Below are 18,430 nucleotides of genomic sequence, written 5' to 3'. Positions count from 1 at the left end.
AAGGGCACGATATGTCGAATTTAAGTCAATTTTTTACTCAGTTAGGGACAGACGCAAAATTATTAGAAGCGTATCAACACGATCCTATAGGGGTGATGCAGGCAAATGACATTACCGAAGAAGAAATTGAAGCGGTAATGTCGGGTGATATAGCGCGTATTCGCCAATTAGCGGGTGATGAAGAGATGAAAATGTTCCAGATTGTTACAACACCTAAGCCGTAATACCTTGTTGATGCAAGTGTTCATTAAAGTCGTTATCACTGTGCTGCTAATATTATGCAGCACAGGCATTGTGCTCGCCAATGAAATGGATGATGAGCTCGATATTGTCGAAAACTTTATGCACACTGACACTCAAAGTGCCATCGCCAAATTAAATTCCATGTTAGCGCGTCAAGACAAGCTGTCGATGTTACAAAAAAGCCGTTTGTACATGCTGCTTAGCGTCAAGCATATCTATTTAGCCGAGTATGCTGCTGCAGACGAAGCGTTAGACATCGCGTTAACTTTAAACCCGTCTGAAGATATCATCACTCGAATATATTTATATCGGGTAACAACCAGTATTGGCTTAAAAGACTACAAACGCGCTTTTACTTTGTTAGAAACCAATTTATCACGCATTGATAATTATCAAGATAACAGCATTAAAATTGCTACCTATAATCGACTATTAAATGTGTACTTGGAGCTTGATGCTTATGATGAAATGTTGCGAATATCGCAATTGGCTCTGAATTTAAATCAAGGTGAAAACCCTAAAAACCAGTGTTATTCGATGTTGTATTATGCCGTGGCGAATCTGCGTACTAAACAATTCGACTTGGCTTCAAACCTATTTACCGACACAAAACAGTACTGTAGTGAACATGGTTTTCCGTTAATTGCTGTAATGTCCACTAAAGGCCAGGCAATTGTTGCATATGAAAACAGCCTCTATGATAAAGCTGAATCATTATTATTAAACGCGTTAGCCAACTACAAAAAGTTTAAATTTGAAGTTGAGATTAACGAGGTCCACTCATATTTAGGCATGACTTACTTCTATTTAAACCGTTTTGAAGAAGCCGAGCAGCATGCTAATAAAGTGAATGATAAACCGATAGCACCCAATAATCTGTTAGTAAAAAAACGTGCTAATGAAACCTTATCGTTGGTTGCAGGAAAACGTGGTCAGTTTGATAAAGCTTATCAATACCAAGTGGTTGCTAATGCACTGAGTTTACAAATATTAAACGAGCAAAAAGTGAAAGAAAACGCTTATCAGATGGCTCGTTTTGACAGTGTAGAGAAAAACCGAGAAAACAACAGTCTGATGCAAGACCATGAGTTGTTGATGAAGCAAAAAGACCTGTTTATAAAAGACAAAAGCTCGTCAATCATGTTTTCGACATTACTCGTTGGTGTGTCAGTTGGTTTATTATTACTGCTGATTTCAGCCTGGCTGCAACGCAATCAATTTATGAAGCAAGCTCAGCGTGACGGGTTAACTGGTATTTATAATCGCCGTACTGGCCAGGAGTTAGCTGAAAACGAATTTATCCAAACCCAAGCAGTATCCGAGCCGTTTTCTGTGCTGTTGATGGATTTGGATTTATTTAAAAACATCAATGACCAATTTGGTCATGCTACTGGTGACTGGGCATTAAAAAAGTTTACCAGTGTGATTGAGCCGTTACTCAGGCCTAATGATGTATTTACCCGTATGGGCGGTGAGGAGTTTGCGATATTTATGCCCAAACAAGATCTTAAATCAGCAGCACACTTTGCCGAACGCCTTCGAGCAGAGGTAGAGGCGATCAATACCCGCTTCTCTGGTCATGACTTTACGATTACGGTGAGCTGTGGTATTAGTTGTGCCGACAAACACGACTTAAGCCTTGACCCGCTTATTCATCGCGCAGACTTAGCTTTATATTGTGCTAAACATAACGGACGTAATTGTGTTGTGTGTTACAACGAGTCAATGAAACACCCACAGAGTTAATTATCTCTGGCAACAACACTCACTAACTGTATTGACGTTATTACGAGATACTCCGTTGAGTCGAGATTAAATTAATCTATTCCTCTCATCATTATGCTTAACATCTTGGTTTATGAACCATTTTGAATCTTAAAACCTCTTACACGCACCATTTATGACATTTTTTTCATTTATTTAAAAAAAAGTGAAATTTTTTCAAAAAAACCAAACGACTGTGGCTTGTTGATCGGGTGACGTAACTCGCACTTTTTGTGTAAACCTGCTTATTTAATATTACGTTTACGTAAAAGTTAAATTAAAACGATTGTTTGAATTTATTTTTTGCGACTTAGTTAATAACGTTATGTATTTTAATGCTTTTTTATAATTACGTTTAGGTCATCTCAAAACACGAACAAAATGTTTGACTAGGGTATCTAAATTAAAGGTTAGTAACTTTTTATTTACAGCGTGTAATTTTACGACATCTATTTTTACCATCGTCAATTTGTGGTCAATTGGTAAGATGAATTTTTGAAAGTGATTATCTTAAATGATTGATATTTATTTTTGCTTATAATTATCAGGTAGTTGGTGTTGTTATTTGATGCGGGTAAGACCAATTTGTTGTGTTGTTTAGCATGGTTTTACATACGTTCTGGTCAGCTAAAGACTGTTGCAATTACAAACGTTTTTGGTTAGTTTTTAGTACAAAACAAACATATGAAAGCTTGTTTGAACGTTAAAGCGTGATGACTTATTTACACAAAACAATATGGACATTGGTTATATGCTCAGCGGCATAGACCTATATAAGGTAATCAATGGGTAATAACTTAAACCATATAACGTCAGCATCATTAAATACCGTTAACAGTAACAAACGCATGCAGCACTCAGAGTGCACAATATGACAGCCGAACAATTGGTAGCTCAGTACGGTAAGACTACACCAACAGCAGATACGGTAAAAACCGACATCACATTTGTAGGCACAACCATTGAAGGTCAGCAACAAGTGTTTAACTCTGGTGCTGTGGCGTTTTTAAATTCACTTTGTGCCAAATTTGCTGCTGAAGTACCAGAGTTATTGGCAAAGCGTAAACAAAAACAAGCGCGTATTGATAATGGTGAGTTACCTGACTTTTTACCTGAAACGCGTGCTATTCGTTATGGTGATTGGACTATCCGCGGCATACCAGACGATTTGACTGACCGCCGAGTTGAAATCACTGGTCCTGTTGACCGCAAGATGATCATTAATGCACTCAACGCCAATGTAAAAGTGTTTATGGCTGACTTTGAAGATTCATTAGCACCGAGTTGGCAAAAAGTGGTTGAAGGCCAAATTAACCTTCGCGATGCGGTCAATGGTGATATTGCTTTTACAGCACCAGAAACGGGTAAACAGTATTCGCTTAAGCCAGATCCTGCGGTACTCATTGCCCGGGTGCGTGGTTTGCACTTAAATGAAAAGCATGTGCTATATAAAGGCACCCCAGTACCTGGTGGTCTAGTTGATTTTGCCATGTATTTTTACCACAACTATCGTCAATTATTAGCCAAAAACTCTGGATCTTATTTTTATATCCCTAAGCTAGAGAGTCATCTTGAAGCGCGCTGGTGGGCAAAGGTATTTGCTTTTGTTGAAGAACGTTTTTGCTTAAAACCAGGCACCATCAAATGTACCTGCTTAATTGAAACGCTACCGGCAGTGTTTGAGATGGAAGAAATTCTTTATGAGCTTCGCTCAAACATTGTGGCACTTAACTGCGGCCGTTGGGATTACATCTTTAGTTATATTAAAACATTAAAAAATTATCCAGACCGTGTACTGCCAGATCGTCAAGCCGTCACGATGGACACTAAGTTTTTAAGTGCTTATTCACGCCTACTGATTAAAAGCTGTCACAAACGCGGCGCGCTCGCTATGGGCGGTATGGCGGCCTTTATCCCTGCAAAGGATGAAGAAACCAACGCCAAAGTTTTACAAAAAGTACGTGGTGATAAAGAGCTTGAAGCCCGTAATGGTCATGACGGTACTTGGGTAGCTCACCCTGGACTAGCTGATACCGCTATGGCTATTTTTAATGATTACATTGGCGGCGACAGAACCAATCAATTGCACATTACCCGTGATGTAGATGCCCCCATTTTAGCCAGTGAATTACTCGAGCCCTGTGAAGGTGAACGTACCGAAGAAGGCATGCGTTTAAATATTCGCATTGCATTGCAGTACATCGAAGCGTGGATCCAAGGCAATGGTTGCGTACCGATTTATGGCCTAATGGAAGATGCTGCAACGGCTGAAATTTCACGTACGTCAATTTGGCAATGGATTAAACATCAAAAAAGTTTATCTAACGGTAAGTTAGTCACTAAAGATTTATTTAAAGACATGCTGAAACAAGAAACAGCCAACGTTAAAAAAGAGTTGGGTAGCGATCGTTTTAATGCTGGCAAGTTTACACAAGCTGCAGCGTTATTTGAGCAAATTACGACCTCAGATGAACTGGTCGACTTTTTAACGTTACCTGGTTACGAATTATTAACGGCTTAATGGCAAATTGATTATTTACTTTCTGTAAACCAATACATAGCGCAAGGCTGAATTGATTCACTTTGGCAACTTATTGACTCAGGACGGTAAGCCTTCAGTGACAGCGTTAACAGCCTGAACTGAAGAACAATGTTAATCGTTATTTTAGTTTTACAAGTTTAGTCACTTTTGTGGCTGTTGTAACCCCGTGCGACTCACCTACAGGTCGCACGGGATTTTTATCCAATAGGTTGGATCATAAGCAAACGCTTAGTTGTTGATTCTAACTGTTTGGGTACTTCCTACCCGTAAGTTTTCCAACCACGTATTTGTGATTGCGGCTCTTTTGAGCCGTTTTTTTTGCCTGAACGAAAACGTTTGAAAAATGAACAGTCACATTGATTTATTAGACCTGCGTACAACAAACCACAATCAAGTTACGACTCTTTATTGAAATTGAGTATACTCAACTTCAGGTTTGTTACATTTAGGTTAATTGTTTTTGAAGTCGATGACCCAACAAAAAGGTGCCGATTACTGGACGAAGCGTATCAGTGACCAAGAAATGCCTGCATTATGTTCAACAGTGAGAGACTTAGAAAAGCTCGCTAAAGATGATGTGTCTTCGTTGGCTTTGCTGGCACGCAGTGTGATGCATGATAATGCGCTAACCTCGCGTATTTTACGTGTAGCCAACAGCGCCATATACAATAAAGGCATTAACCAGGTTTCTACGGTTAGCCGCGCAGCGGTTGTGCTTGGTTTTGACACTATTCGTAATATTTGTATCACCGCAAAGCTATTAACCAGTTTGTTAGAAAATAAGCACTTATCTGAAGGTGTATACACCCGTTTATTAAAACTGATGGCACAGTCTTTTCAAGCAGCAATGTTGGCTCGCATGATGATGAGCGATCGCGGTGAGTCACTGCGTGAAGAAGTGTTTATTGCGTCATTGTTGTACCGCATTGGTGAAAGCGCGTTTTGGAGCATGGGCGGTGAAATCCCAGCTCAACTGCATCGAAAACTTGTCACTATAGATGATAAAGGGGAACAAAATGCCCTTATTAGAGCGGAGCTTGGCGCGTCATTTTTACAACTCACACAGGGTATTACCAGGAGCTGGGGCTTAGGCGAGGTACTGCAAAAGTCGTTAGCACAACCTGATGAGCGCATGCCTGAAATTCGTTGCATTTTTCTGGCTGATAAGTTGTCAGAAATATTGTCGTTACCTAACGCGGATCTTGTTGAATTACAAAAGCGCTTAGGCCAAGCGGCAGAAATGCTCGACATCGATGTTGATGAAATGACTCAACGGGTGATTCAATGTAATCAGGTCACTCATAAACTTGCCATTGAGTATGGTGCAAAAGCCATTGTGGCGTATTTACCTGAGCCATCGACAGTTGTCAGCAATATTGAGATACCAGTTATCGACACTTTGAGCCGTCAAGTTGACCAAGGTTACCAGCTCGCAAAGTTGCGGCAATTAACCCAATATGCTGTGGTTAAAACCGATTTTAATCAGATTATGCAAACCACTCTAGAAGGCATTTTAAGTGGGGTAGGCGTTGACCGTTGCGGTGTGTTGCTATTGTCGCCCAGTCGTAAACTACTGCAACCTAGAGTGATGATGGGAGATGATGTTGACCAGTTGAAACAGACTTTTGTTATTGACCTTAATGATAAAAAGTCTGTGTTTAGCCAATGTATTGAGCAAAAACGCAGCATTTGGGTTAATGAGCCTTCATCGAAAGACTGTACTGTGCAAGTGGATGACGAACTAGTTGAAAAACTGTCAAAATTTGGTTTTTTAATTGCTCCCTTGGCTATTGGTAATAAAGTGTTAGGGTTATTTTATGCTGATAGGCACAGCACCCATCGACATTTTGAGCCGCTAGATAACGACAGTTTTACTCACTTTTGTCAGCTAGCTAATGTGTGTTTTGCCGTATCGATGAGCTAGCCCTAAAGCGTGGCAGCATAAAAAGAGATGGCTAATGGCCATCTCTTTTTTGTTAATGTTTCACTACTGCATAATTAAGCTGGTTATGCGTTTTGCTTTGTCATTAGGGATGGGGAAACTTAAATGATATTGCGCTATTTTCCAGCCTTGTTCTGTGTAAACTAATGCACCTGTGCCACGACTTGCGCCATAGGCTGGGCTAAACAAGTGCTCATCAAATAAAATGGTGTCGTCTATTTGCAATAAATGGCGCGATTGAAGCTCATAACGCCAGCCTTTTGTCGGTTGTGCATATTGCTTAAACTCAACCATGTTCCAACGTTCAGTATTGTCGGTGCCGATAAACACTGCTTGCGGATGATATAAACTGAAATAGGTTGCCCAGTCAGCGCTTGCGGCACTTTCATGCAGTTTATTAAGCAGCGCACTCACCGCTTGGCTGTCTTGTGCTGATAAGCCCTGGCTGTCGACCATGTCAGTGGTAGTGTTGAGATCTTTAATGACTGCAGGGCTTTCTGAGCTTACTTGTTGGCTAATGGATTGGTTTTTGTTATCTGTTTGCGCTTGCTCTGCACTTAATTCGTCAGCCTGATTTGCATGTACGTCGAAGGCTGCGGCTGTAGTAACTAACATGGCAATAAAGCCAAGTCGGTGAATAATAGATTGCATAATGTCCCTTACGTTAATAATGGCATTTTCGCGTTGACCAATAGGGGTTACCGTTAATGCCAATGGATTGGATCTAGGTGATAAAACTGACTTAACTCTTGGTATAGTTGTTGATGTTGTTGATAAAACTCCACAGGGCGTTCAAAAAAGGTTTCGCTTATTACGGCAAAAAATTCTGCCGGATTGGTCGCTCCATAATAGTTAAATAATGACGGTATATGGTGCGCTGCGCAATGCTGAAGTTGTTTAAATTCTTCGCCTAGCGTTTGAGACCAAGAACGATAAGCCGTAATGTCACTCAGTGGTGGTGCACCATTCGCGCTACCATCTTCCTGGTCGAGTTGGTGGGCAAACTCATGAATCACCACATTGTTACCGTCAAACGGATCAGCTGCGCCTTGTAGCGTGCTATTCCACGACAATACCACTTTGCCATGTCCCCAAGACTCTCCCAATAACACATTGCGCTGTGTTGACTGCACGCCTGCCATGTCAGTGCGGTTGTTCTCAACAATAAAGGCGGCCGGATACACTAAAATTTGCTTCAGTTTTGGGTAGTAATCGGTTTGTCGGTTAAGCAAAAGCAAGCAGGCTTGCGCGGCAATCGTGACTTTGACTTCATCATTAATGACAAAACCATTACAACCAACAAATTGTTTTTCTTCAATAAATATCTGTATGTGTTTTTTTAATTGCAGCTGTAGATCGGTTGGCATGGCTTTAAAGTACGGAAATCGAGCTTTCAGTATAGTGCGCCATGCATGTGGGAAGGGCACTGAGGTAATGTGTTTGCGTTGGCGCTGTTTACGCCAGCGACTACTGCCAATCCATGCGATTGCTAATATTGACACGGTTATCACAATTACAATCGCTACCATTGATTTTCCAAATGAATTCTCTCATAAACTATTTATGGGGGAGGCTTAGGTGAAATTCAAGCGAGATACATAAAGATAAAAATACTGGCATACAAATAACTATGGTCAATTTGCTGCCAGCAAAGGGTGGGGAGAGAGGGTGAACTCGGTTTATACTGAGTGTTGCTCAGTTTTGTTTAGTCGTGAAAATTTGCGTCGATACGTTTTTGCTGTTCAGGCGTTAATGAAAAATAATGAGCAATAAGCTGCCTAATCAGCTTTGATTTAGCGACTTGTCCTTTTTGGCTCAATATTGTTAATTGTTCAATTGCCGCCTCGCTTAAGGTGTATGTACAACGCTTGTATGGCTTTTTTATCGCCTGAGTTGTTTGCGTGATCGTTTGCGGTTGTTGATATTTACGTTGTAAAAAATCAACCACGTTAGAAGACTCTGTCAGAGCTTTGGGGGATAAGCCTGAGTGAGTCTCAACGCCTGCTGCATATAAGTCGGCGGCGGCAATAAAGTCATCAACCGACACTGCGATAGGGCGATCGTTTTTACATAACGAAGCGTTTTTCTTGAGATCGGCTAGTCCCATAATTTCCTCTCAATGTCGTTACGTTAGATACATTATTGCGTTGGTCTATAAGTTGTTTTGCATCGGTGATTTCGAGTAACTCACACGCAATATTGCGCATTTCTTCTGTGGCTTTCCCTTTTGGTTCTAATTCAAACACAGATAAACCAGACTCTTCGCTGTCGTCATAGATGTTACGGCTATAGTTTACAGCTTCAAGTACATTAATGTCGTAAGTGCGGCACACATCTTTTGCTTCGGTAATGCGACTTGCTTGGTTGGGTAAGCTTGGGCATTGGGTAATCACAAACGATGGCTTCATTTTAGGGTTTATCATTAAACAGGTTGCGACAATATCGTCCATATGGCTGACGGTTTTTAAGTCACGACGTTTAGGTCTCAATGGCATGAGTACGTGCGATGCTACCGACATTGAAGCGCGCAATGCGAGGTTATCTTGGCCGCCGCAATCCACAATAACATAATCATAATGTTGTTCTAGGCTGAGCAGATCGTTACGGATTTTGCCGTATAATTGCACGCAGTTGATGGTCGGCAAGTCTGGATTATTATTACGCGCTTGGATCCAGTCTGATGTGCATTCGCTGTGGGTCGCAGTCCACCATTATCACGCTGGCTTGTGCTTCGCGGGTGAGAAACACCGCAATGTTTTGTGCAAGACAGCTTTTACCGCTACCGCCTTTTTCTCCGCCGACTAATATGATCATCGAAACCGTCCTCTTTATCAGGCCGAATACACTGCCAAAAGTAATACATAACTTAACTGTAAGAGTTATGTTAAGTTTCGTCAATTAGCTGATTTTTGACGTTTTTTTATAAATGGCATAAGAGTATTTTATTGACGGATTTTATTAGAAAGGCAAAAAGTTGACACTGATGCTTATTAAGCGTCAATGTTACTGAAAAGTTAAAGTTGATAATCACTTACAGGCCTTTTTTGACCTATTGCCGTGTTGATCTGTGTGGTGTCATTGGTTGCAGCAAGGTGGTAAATCCATTTTATATATCTAATTGTGTATTTTTTTTACTTTGTATAACTAATTAATATAAGTAATGTGGCGGTAAAATGGGGCAAAAGCTTACATAGCTCGTGTTAATATCGTTAAATAAACAGTAAAAGGGTCACGTGATGAACGAACAACAACTATTAGAAGCGATTAATCAAACGATGCCATTTGGCAAATATGCGGGGCGCAAGTTATTGCAATTGCCTGAGCCATATTTGGTGTGGTTTCACTCTAAAGGCTTTCCTGAAGGTAAATTGGGCGAGCAATTGGCACTAATGTACGAAGTTAAACTCAATGGTTTAGAAGAGATGCTGCAGCCATTGTTAAAACGCTAATGGCCTGTGATAAGCTCATCTATTAATCCTTTTTGCATATAAAAACCATTAAAAGTTTGCCCGAGTTTGTGTTGATAACTGACCTGTTTTAACACAAAACCATGTTGCTCAAACAAACCTTTAGATAAATATGAAGCGTCGACACTTAATTTGGGGTAACACTGTTGTTGTGCCCAAGATTGTAATTGCAGATATAGCGCCCGTGCGATGCCTTGGTGTTGCCAAGTTGGCGCAACATACAAACAGTCAATGTAACCTTGCTGCTTAAAGTGAGTTTCAACCCCGATAAATCCAATCACTTGATGTGCTGAATCTAATGCTAACCATGCGCGGTTTCGTTGGTATTTTAATTGCCAAAATTTGTTTGAGCGCGGCGACGATGACCAGGCATTGAGTTTAGCTTGCGGGTATCTTGGATGGCGTATGTGTTGTATTGCCCTATGGTATAACTCGCTGACTTGATGTGCGTACACTGGGCTAAAATCAACAATATGGTAAGGCGATGAGTGTGAATTTTGCATAAAAAAGACCAATCCTAAAGATTGGTCAATTATGGTGTTTTTTAAGCGTAAAACGAACTATTTTTTGTCGATATTGCCAACAAACATAATTTTATCGAAGGTTCTATTTAAGCTTGAACTCGCAAAATCGGTCATCCACATTTGCTCTGACACTTCGACAGTATCGCCTTTACTGACTTGAGTTTGTGATCCAGCAGCCCAATAAGTTTTGTCTGCTTCTTTAATTTGAACGTAGGTGTAACCACCGCCATTCATTGTGTCTAGCACTTCGCCTTGATGTAATGCGCCTTGTGCCCAAACAGAAGAAATCCCTAACGCTAGGGTAGCGGCGGCAGCAAATGCGATTAATTTAGCTTTCATATTGTTTTCCTGTAATACGATTTAGAAGAAGATACTTCAGCATTTAATCATTTAAGCGACTCGTGGTCTGTGATCAAACCCAAATTATCGTGACAGTATTACAGTTAATGCTAAATGAGTCGCGGGTTACTCATGTGTTGATTTATCTTCTCGGTGGCTAATGTAATGCACATTGGTAAATAATGGGTCTTCAATCAAATGCCCGTGCAAGCTGACAAAGTCGATAAAGGCTTCTGGCAAGGTTTGACTGGTCATGGCTTGTTGCCAATGGGCGTGCAGTAAGGCGTCGTAACCTTCTTTACCTGCTGCGGTATAGGAACTCGATACTCCGATGTATAGTTTGTCTGGCTCAAGCGCTTGCCATTGGTCTTGTTTATAGATTTCAATTTGCGTAATACGTTGACCTTTAGCTTGCTTGCCATCGTAAAAATAACGCAGTCCATAAGGGTAGGGGAAACTGCCTGCTCCTGTACCTACAATGCCGTTATTTGTGGCACGGTTAATCGATGATTCTAACGCCTCAATCACGTATTTACCCATAATTTGATACAGGGTTAATGGCAACTCAAACGGTAAAATACGCCCCACCACATCGGCCAGAGACAATTGTCCTTTATTAAGCGATTGTCTTACACCGCCAGCATTGTGCAATGCAAAATCAATGTCGGGTTCAATTTTTTTGGCTGCTTTATACATACTGCGACTCACCCAAGGGGCAATTTCACTGCCGTGGGGTAAATGTTTACTCGGTAAACGGGTATGAACAAAGTCGCGCGGAATGTGGGCTAATATTTGGTTTTCTAATGCATCTAATGCCGGGCGATATTGGCTGTGGATCACTTGATGAATGCCATCATCGTGTTGATCACCTTTAATGCTTGGATGGGCAAATAATTGTTTGACTAACCGTTGCGCTATTGCGGGTGACGCTGTTTGCCCTTGGGCGTCGCTGACATGAATTTGGCTATCAACCATAAAATAATTATTACCAATAAGCTCTGTGACGCCCCCCTGTTTGTCGAAAATTATTTCGGCCAAGCCTAAGGTTTCGGCATATTTACCCGCATGTAAAATGGGCGTTGAGTTAATGGTTTCTGCATAAGGGATATTGCTTAAACCAATGTCACTCATTTGTCCTTGCAACGTATGAGAGTGGCCGCCCACAATCAGGCTAATGCCATCTACTTGCTGGGCGAGTTCTCGGTCTTGATCTAGCCCTAAATGGCTTAGCACTATGATGTGTTTGATACCTTGATAATGTAAGCGTGCAATGGTGGCTCGAGTGGTATCAATGGCATTGACAAAGTCGGTGTCAGGATCGGGTCTAGCAATCAAGCGCATTTGATCTAAGGTGATACCAATAATCGCCATTTTTGTATCATGAAAAGGCTTAATTAAGACCTTGGCGGTTTCGCTGTTGTCATCAAAGTCGTACAGCATTGGGTGGCCGTACAATCTACCAACTTTTAGTCTATCTTCATGGCTTAAGTCCATGTTGCCTGCAAGTACAGGAAAATCGATGCGGTTTAAAAAGGCTTGTACAGGGCTATTTCCTGCATCAATTTCATGATTGCCTAATACCATGGCATCAGGTTTTAACAAGTTAAGTAAATGGGCGTTGGCTGCGCCTTGAAACTCACGAAAATACAATGTGCCTTGAAAGCTGTCGCCACCATGCAAAAACAAAAATGGCGTTTGCTGTTGGGCTGCTTGCTGCCTTGCCTGGTCGATTTGAAACCCTAAGCGTGCATAGCCACCTGAGTTTGTGTTCAGCTTATAAGATTGCTGCTCGGTGGTTAAACTAAATTGGACTGGGCTTGGTTCAAAGTTTGAATGCGTGTCGTTGATATGTGCAATGGATAAGCGATAAGAATTTTGCATTAGTTCCCTCTGTGTAATGGCATCATCTTAACGTATCTGGCGTAATGCTGTCATCCGCAGTCATTTGAAAACAACAAAATATTAGTATGTGCTGATTTTGTGCATAAAAAACAGTGGCAGGCATATGGTTTCCTTTCGATAAACGGCCATACAGTACGGCGCAATAGAGAGGCAAAATCAATCTGCGCAACAGGTTAATCATTGGTATCTAATTTAGTCGCTACCCTTTTGCAGCCATATGTTTCCTGTTAGATGCACGGTGAGTTGTTGGTTAGTTGGCTTCGGTGTCGGTGTAAATCACTAACTGCTTATTTTTAATTCGTCGCAACCAAAGCTTACGCGCCAATGCCTGCATGTCAGGGGCGATGTCTTTTGAGTCGACAATTTCTAAGCCAATCAGGGTTTCGATGATGTCTTCAATCGTAACAATCCCTTCGCTTTCACCGTATTCGTCAACGACTAATACCATTTTACTATTACGTTTTATCATGGTTTGAAATAACGGCAGCACGCTCACTGACGATTGCACCACTAATAAGCTTTTTACCAGCACGCCAATGGCTTCGTTGGGCGTTTGGCTTGCATGTAAAATAATGTCATTACGATTAACATAGCCAATAATGTTATCGCGTTCATTTTGATAAACAGGAATGCGTGTAAATGGACTGCTTAAGTGCTGACGCATAAATTGTTCGTTGGTTACGCTCGCTGGCAACCTGAACATTACCGTTCTTGGGGTCATGATGTCGCTGACTGTCATGTCTTTCATCGCCAACATTTGGGTTAAAATTTGCGATTCTTGTTTGCTAAACTCACCACTGTCTTTGGCCATTTGGTTCATGGCACTGAGTTCTTGACGAATATAATGATGACCATCATTTTTACTTAATAGTCCGGTGATTTTACGTGATAACCAAATTAGCGGGAAAGTAAATTTTTCCATCCAATATAAACAAAGTGACACGGCTGGGGCGAGTTTACGCCAATGATTAGCACCAATCGTTTTAGGAATAATTTCAGAGAAAAATAGAATTAAAAATGTCAGAACCGCAGAAAATACTCCAAGTAGCTCACTACCAAAAATTATCGCAGCTTGAGCGCCAGCAACCGATGCTCCCATCGTGTGAGAAATGGTGTTTAAGGTGAGAATAGACACGAGCGGCGAGTCGATATTTTGCTTTTGTTGATGCAGTCTTGCTGCCGCGTGTGGGTGCTGTTCTTTGAGATTAGCAATATAACTAGGGGTAACCGAGAGTAATACAGCTTCAAAAATACTGCATAAAAACGAGATAAATATAGCGAAAAAAACGATAAACAGAAGGGTTATCATAGGTTGAAAGTTAAGACTTCCTCATGGCAGGCCACATAGCCAAGCTTAATATTACACTCACCCAGGTTAATTCAAGCTGAATTTCAATCAGAATGGTTGAAAATCAACGCAGTTAAGGTAACTCAAATGAGTATAACTGGCTGAGTTTGTCGTTAACGCAAGCTTAATGTAGATATACTGGCTAAAAGGTAATGCTACCTGTATAATTTGCCGCCCTGTTACAGGTTTTGGCGTTTTGAGGTTAGGCAGATGAGTGTAAAAAAAATCAATTTATTAGATCTTGATCGTAAAGGACTGCGTGCGTTGTTCACCGAAATGGGTGAAAAACCGTTTCGTGCCGATCAATTAATGAAGTGGATTTATCACTTTGGTGTGAGTGACTTCGAAGAAATGAACAACATTAACAAAGCGTTGCGAGCAAAGCTTGCTGCTCGATGTGAAATTGTTGCGCCAGAAATTTCAAACTTCCAAAAATCAGATGATGGCACCATTAAATTTGCCATTAACGTTGGCCAAGGCCAAGAAGTTGAAACTGTTTATATTCCTGAAGATGACCGCGCGACCTTGTGTGTATCATCGCAAGTGGGTTGTGCATTAGAATGTACCTTCTGCTCAACGGCTCAACAAGGCTTTAATCGTAACTTAAGCGTGTCTGAGATTGTCGGCCAGGTTTGGCGTGTATCGCAATTTTTAGGTTTTCATAAAGACACCGGCGACCGTCCAATTTCTAACGTTGTAATGATGGGTATGGGCGAGCCTTTACTAAACTTAGCCAATGTGATCCCTGCAATGGACATTATGCTAGACGATTTTGGCTTTAGCTTGTCAAAACGCCGCGTAACCTTGTCGACTTCTGGTGTTGTCCCTGCGCTTGATAAGCTCGGTGATGCAATTGATGTGGCATTAGCCGTGAGTATCCACGCGCCTAATGATGAGCTACGTGATGTGCTTGTGCCTGTTAACAAAAAATATCCGCTACAAGAGTTTTTAGCGGGTATTCGTCGTTACTTAGAGAAATCTAACGCTAACCGTGGCCGTGTCACCGTTGAGTATGTGATGTTAGATCATATCAACGACAGCACAGACCAAGCGCATGAATTAGCTAAGTTAATGAAAGATACACCTTGTAAAATTAATTTAATTCCATTTAATCCATACCCAGGCTCACCTTACGGTCGCTCGTCGAACTCACGCATAGACCGTTTCTCTAAAGTCTTGATGGAGTACGGCTTAACCGTCATCGTACGTAAAACCCGTGGTGACGATATTGATGCGGCTTGTGGTCAATTAGCGGGTGATATTCGTGATAGAACAAAGCGTTTAGCAAAAAAACAAATGCAACAAAACCAGATTTCAGTCACAATGGATTAACTTGTTGTTTGCATAGATAATAGGCTTATAAATGAAGCATGGAATGCAAAAATTTTTTGTGATGACCTTAATGGCGCTGTCGGTTACCGGTTGTGTAACCGAACGCACCTATAGTGGTACTGATACTCCGGTGGCTGAACGTAAATTTGATAAAGTGAGTGCGGCTCGAGAGCGCATGCAACTTGGATTGACATATTTAAGCCGAGGTAACAGCGAGCAAGCAAAATACAATTTAAATAAAGCGGTTGAGCATGCACCAAACTTAAGTGAAGTGCATGTGGCGATGGCGTATTATTACCAAACGGTTGACGATGTCGTTCGCACCGAAGAATCCTATAAGCGGTGCCATTAGCCTTAGCGATGCTACCGGCGACGCGCGTAACAATTTTGGGGTGTTTTTATGTCAGCAAGGTAAATTTGCTGAGTCAGAAAAAATGTTTCTTGAGGCCATTAATACGCCCAAATATACCCGCACAGCATCAAGTTACGAAAATTTAGGGGTGTGTAGTCGCAAAGCCGGCAATAAAGAAAAAGCGCGACAGTATTTTAATATGGCGTTAAAGTATGATCCAAGAAGACAAATAACCTTATTAGAGTTAACCGAGTTAGCCATGGAAGAAGCTGACTACGGCGATGCGCGCGAACAACTCGCAAGATACCATCGAGTTGTTAGTGAATCAGCAGAAAGTTTAGCCTTAGGGATCAAGATTGAGCGGGCGGCAAATGACTTAGAGGCCGTAAAACGATTTGGCATTTTATTAATTGCGAAGTTTCCTGCATCTCCACAAGCCAAAAATTATAGAGCTAACTTGAATTAATGACTAAAGAATTCGAAGTAGAACAAGACGCTGAAAAGGCCGCGTTGTTGAATGACGTTGTTACCGCTGGAGCTATTTTAAAAGCGGCTCGCGAAGCAAAAGGGCTGTCTATTGAGACAGTGGCAACGCAATTACATTTACGCCCAAAAATAATCAGCGATATCGAACAAGACATTTTTGATAATATTGCCTCCACCACTTACGTTCGGGGTTATATCCGAAACTATGCGCGTTTTATTAATGCGGATTTGAACGACATTCAATTATGTTTAAGTCATCAGTTGCCTGAAATTGTTCCTCCGGCAATGCAAAGCTTTTCACGTAAAACCACTCATCAGGCTCGTAACAGTCGCCTTAATTTAGTCACTTACCTTATCTTGGCCGTGCTAATTGCCATGTTTGTACTTTGGTGGGTGCAAAAGTCATCATTATTAACCAATATTGATGTGTCGATGCCAACGGTTGAAGAAATTGCCGCAGAGGCCAGCATGCCCGAGCCGCAGCAAATAACTCCAGCAGAACAAGCGGGTGATACACAAGCTGCGATGGATGACGGCACCGATGTTGATGCCAATGCCGAAATTGATGCTGCAACTAGCAGCCTTGAACAACCGAATGCATCCATAGCGACAATGCCTGCCAGTACGTTAACCCCCGCGGCTAACAGCACCTTAAATCAAGCGAGTACTGAATCAATCGTTAATCTTGATAGTACCGCGTTAAGTGTTTCTGGCACTGAAGGCTTACTTACGATTGAGTTAAGTGGTGATTGCTGGATTAACGTCACTGATGCCAATGGTAAAGTATTGGTTGATGGCGTGAAAACCGCGGCTAAGTCAGTTGAAGTGCGTGGCCTTAAGCCTTTTAAAGTGATTCTCGGCGCCCCACAGGTTGCCAGTATCAGCCTTGACGGTGACCAAGTCAGCCTAGCTGAATTTGCTAACGGTCGAGTCGCAAGATTAACCCTGCCAAAAGCATAATGTGCTTTAGCAACCAGCAATAGAGTGTATTTGCATGTATAACGAATCCCCAATTATTCGCAGACCTTCCACACGTATTTACGTGGGCAATGTGCCTATTGGTGACGGTGCACCGATTGCCGTACAGTCGATGACCAATACAAAAACCACAGATGTCGAAGCTACTGTGGCGCAAATTAAAGCTTTAGAAAAAGTCGGTGCCGACATCGTACGTGTTTCAGTGCCGACGATGGACGCTGCTGAAGCGTTTAAAGTAATTAAACAATCGGTTGATGTGCCGTTAGTTGCCGACATTCATTTTGATTACCGTATTGCATTAAAAGTGGCCGAATATGGCGTTGATTGTTTGCGCATCAACCCAGGTAACATCGGCAACGAAGAACGTATCCGCAGTGTGGTTGAGTGTGCCCGTGACAACAATATCCCTATCCGTATTGGGGTCAATGGCGGCTCACTTGAAAAAGAGTTAATGGACAAATACCGCGAGCCAACACCTGAGGCATTACTTGAATCTGCAATGCGTCACGTGGATATTTTAGACCGCCTTAACTTCGATCAATTTAAGGTCAGTGTTAAAGCGTCTGATGTATTTTTAGCGGTTGAATCCTATCGATTACTCGCCAAGCAAATTCGCCAGCCTTTACATTTAGGCATTACCGAAGCGGGCGGAATGCGCTCGGGTTCTGTTAAGTCTGCAGTTGGATTAGGTATGCTGTTAGCTGAAGGTATCGGTGATACTATTCGAATCTCTTTGGCTGCCGATCCGGTTGAAGAAATCAAAGTCGGTTTTGATATTCTAAAGTCATTACGTATTCGAAGTCGCGGCATTAACTTCATTGCTTGCCCATCTTGTTCTCGTCAAGAATTTGATGTGATTAACACAGTGAATGAACTTGAACGCCGCTTAGAAGACTTAACAACGGCCATGGATGTATCAATTATTGGTTGTGTGGTTAATGGCTCAGGCGAAGCATTAGTGTCGCACATTGGTTTAACCGGTGGTCACGCTAAAAGTGGTTATTACGATGATGGCGTGCGCCAAAAAGAACGTTTTGACAACAACAGTATTGTTGATGGCCTGGAAGCCAAAATTCGCGCTAAAGCAGCGATGATGGCTAATCGTATTGATATAGCCGACAAAACAGATTAATTCTCTAACCTGCTCGTTGTGCGAAGCATAGATTGAGCGGGTAAACTTACTTTTTATTAGTGCAAGCTAATTTTTAAAA

15 protein-coding genes and 2 pseudogenes are annotated in these 18,430 nt (G+C 41.7%); 9 read left to right on the top strand and 8 right to left on the bottom strand.

Features of this window, described 5'->3' with window-relative positions; all coding sequences use genetic code 11:
- The first annotated feature begins 11 nt into the window (after positions 1 to 11).
- From N4T56_RS13515 to N4T56_RS13500, 4 genes are all read left to right on the top strand, one after another.
- Positions 12 to 224 (top strand): hypothetical protein, encoded by a 213-nt coding sequence (locus tag N4T56_RS13515; protein WP_261733599.1) that lies wholly within the window; start codon positions 12 to 14, stop codon positions 222 to 224.
- Positions 202 to 1,989 (top strand): GGDEF domain-containing protein, encoded by a 1,788-nt coding sequence (locus tag N4T56_RS13510; protein WP_261733598.1) that lies wholly within the window; start codon positions 202 to 204, stop codon positions 1,987 to 1,989. The genes N4T56_RS13515 and N4T56_RS13510 overlap by 23 nt, the downstream gene beginning before the upstream one ends.
- A gap of 889 nt (positions 1,990 to 2,878) precedes the next feature.
- Complete coding sequence (aceB, locus tag N4T56_RS13505; RefSeq protein WP_261733597.1) at positions 2,879 to 4,528, top strand: malate synthase A; 1,650 nt, start codon at positions 2,879 to 2,881, stop codon at positions 4,526 to 4,528.
- A gap of 490 nt (positions 4,529 to 5,018) precedes the next feature.
- On the top strand, positions 5,019 to 6,473 hold the full coding sequence (locus N4T56_RS13500; protein ID WP_261734828.1) for an HDOD domain-containing protein: 1,455 nt from the start codon (positions 5,019 to 5,021) through the stop codon (positions 6,471 to 6,473).
- A 63-nt stretch (positions 6,474 to 6,536) separates the two neighbouring features.
- On the opposite strand, the gene N4T56_RS13495 is transcribed toward N4T56_RS13500, so the two are convergent.
- From N4T56_RS13495 to N4T56_RS13480, 4 genes and pseudogenes are all read right to left on the bottom strand, one after another.
- Complete coding sequence (locus N4T56_RS13495) at positions 6,537 to 7,205, bottom strand: nuclear transport factor 2 family protein (protein ID WP_315903054.1); 669 nt, start codon at positions 7,203 to 7,205, stop codon at positions 6,537 to 6,539.
- Positions 7,196 to 8,020: a M90 family metallopeptidase gene (locus N4T56_RS13490; protein ID WP_261733596.1), complete on the bottom strand. Its 825-nt coding sequence runs from the start codon at positions 8,018 to 8,020 to the stop codon at positions 7,196 to 7,198. The genes N4T56_RS13495 and N4T56_RS13490 overlap by 10 nt, the downstream gene beginning before the upstream one ends.
- A 176-nt stretch (positions 8,021 to 8,196) precedes the next feature.
- Positions 8,197 to 8,598: a hypothetical protein gene (locus N4T56_RS13485; RefSeq protein WP_261733595.1), complete on the bottom strand. Its 402-nt coding sequence runs from the start codon at positions 8,596 to 8,598 to the stop codon at positions 8,197 to 8,199.
- Positions 8,558 to 9,305 (bottom strand): annotated as a pseudogene (locus N4T56_RS13480) (AAA family ATPase). The gene N4T56_RS13485 and the pseudogene N4T56_RS13480 overlap by 41 nt, the downstream one beginning before the upstream one ends.
- A 422-nt stretch (positions 9,306 to 9,727) precedes the next feature.
- On the opposite strand from N4T56_RS13480, the gene N4T56_RS13475 reads away from it, so the two are divergent.
- Positions 9,728 to 9,940, top strand: coding sequence for a DUF3820 family protein (locus N4T56_RS13475; RefSeq protein WP_041413444.1), 213 nt, complete (start codon positions 9,728 to 9,730; stop codon positions 9,938 to 9,940).
- Here the strand turns inward: N4T56_RS13475 and N4T56_RS13470 are convergent.
- The 4 genes from N4T56_RS13470 to N4T56_RS13455 form a co-directional block, all read right to left on the bottom strand.
- Positions 9,937 to 10,461, bottom strand: a complete 525-nt coding sequence (locus N4T56_RS13470; protein ID WP_261733594.1) for a GNAT family N-acetyltransferase — start codon at positions 10,459 to 10,461, stop codon at positions 9,937 to 9,939. The genes N4T56_RS13475 and N4T56_RS13470 overlap by 4 nt on opposite strands.
- 57 nt (positions 10,462 to 10,518) lie before the next feature.
- A complete protein-coding gene (locus tag N4T56_RS13465; RefSeq protein ID WP_261733593.1) occupies positions 10,519 to 10,821 on the bottom strand; it encodes an NrfJ in 303 nt (100 codons plus the stop codon).
- A gap of 126 nt (positions 10,822 to 10,947) precedes the next feature.
- Entirely contained in the window at positions 10,948 to 12,702 is a 1,755-nt protein-coding gene (locus N4T56_RS13460; RefSeq protein WP_261733592.1) for a bifunctional metallophosphatase/5'-nucleotidase, read from the bottom strand.
- A gap of 271 nt (positions 12,703 to 12,973) precedes the next feature.
- Positions 12,974 to 14,032, bottom strand: a complete 1,059-nt coding sequence (locus N4T56_RS13455; RefSeq protein ID WP_261733591.1) for a CNNM domain-containing protein — start codon at positions 14,030 to 14,032, stop codon at positions 12,974 to 12,976.
- Between the two features lie 249 nt (positions 14,033 to 14,281).
- On the opposite strand from N4T56_RS13455, the gene N4T56_RS13450 reads away from it, so the two are divergent.
- From N4T56_RS13450 to ispG, 4 genes and pseudogenes are all read left to right on the top strand, one after another.
- Complete coding sequence (locus tag N4T56_RS13450) at positions 14,282 to 15,403, top strand: bifunctional tRNA (adenosine(37)-C2)-methyltransferase TrmG/ribosomal RNA large subunit methyltransferase RlmN (protein ID WP_261733590.1); 1,122 nt, start codon at positions 14,282 to 14,284, stop codon at positions 15,401 to 15,403.
- 31 nt (positions 15,404 to 15,434) lie between these two features.
- Positions 15,435 to 16,221 (top strand): annotated as a pseudogene (pilW, locus tag N4T56_RS13445) (type IV pilus biogenesis/stability protein PilW).
- A complete protein-coding gene (locus N4T56_RS13440) occupies positions 16,221 to 17,201 on the top strand; it encodes a RodZ domain-containing protein (protein WP_261733589.1) in 981 nt (326 codons plus the stop codon). The pseudogene pilW and the gene N4T56_RS13440 overlap by 1 nt, the downstream one beginning before the upstream one ends.
- Positions 17,202 to 17,235: 34 nt before the next feature.
- Entirely contained in the window at positions 17,236 to 18,351 is a 1,116-nt protein-coding gene (gene ispG, locus N4T56_RS13435; RefSeq protein ID WP_261733588.1) for a flavodoxin-dependent (E)-4-hydroxy-3-methylbut-2-enyl-diphosphate synthase, read from the top strand.
- Positions 18,352 to 18,430: the final 79 nt, after the last annotated feature.

This window comes from Shewanella phaeophyticola (assembly GCF_025398315.1).
Lineage (GTDB): Bacteria > Pseudomonadota > Gammaproteobacteria > Enterobacterales > Shewanellaceae > Shewanella > Shewanella phaeophyticola.
This window is presented reverse-complemented; position numbering and strand designations above follow the sequence as displayed.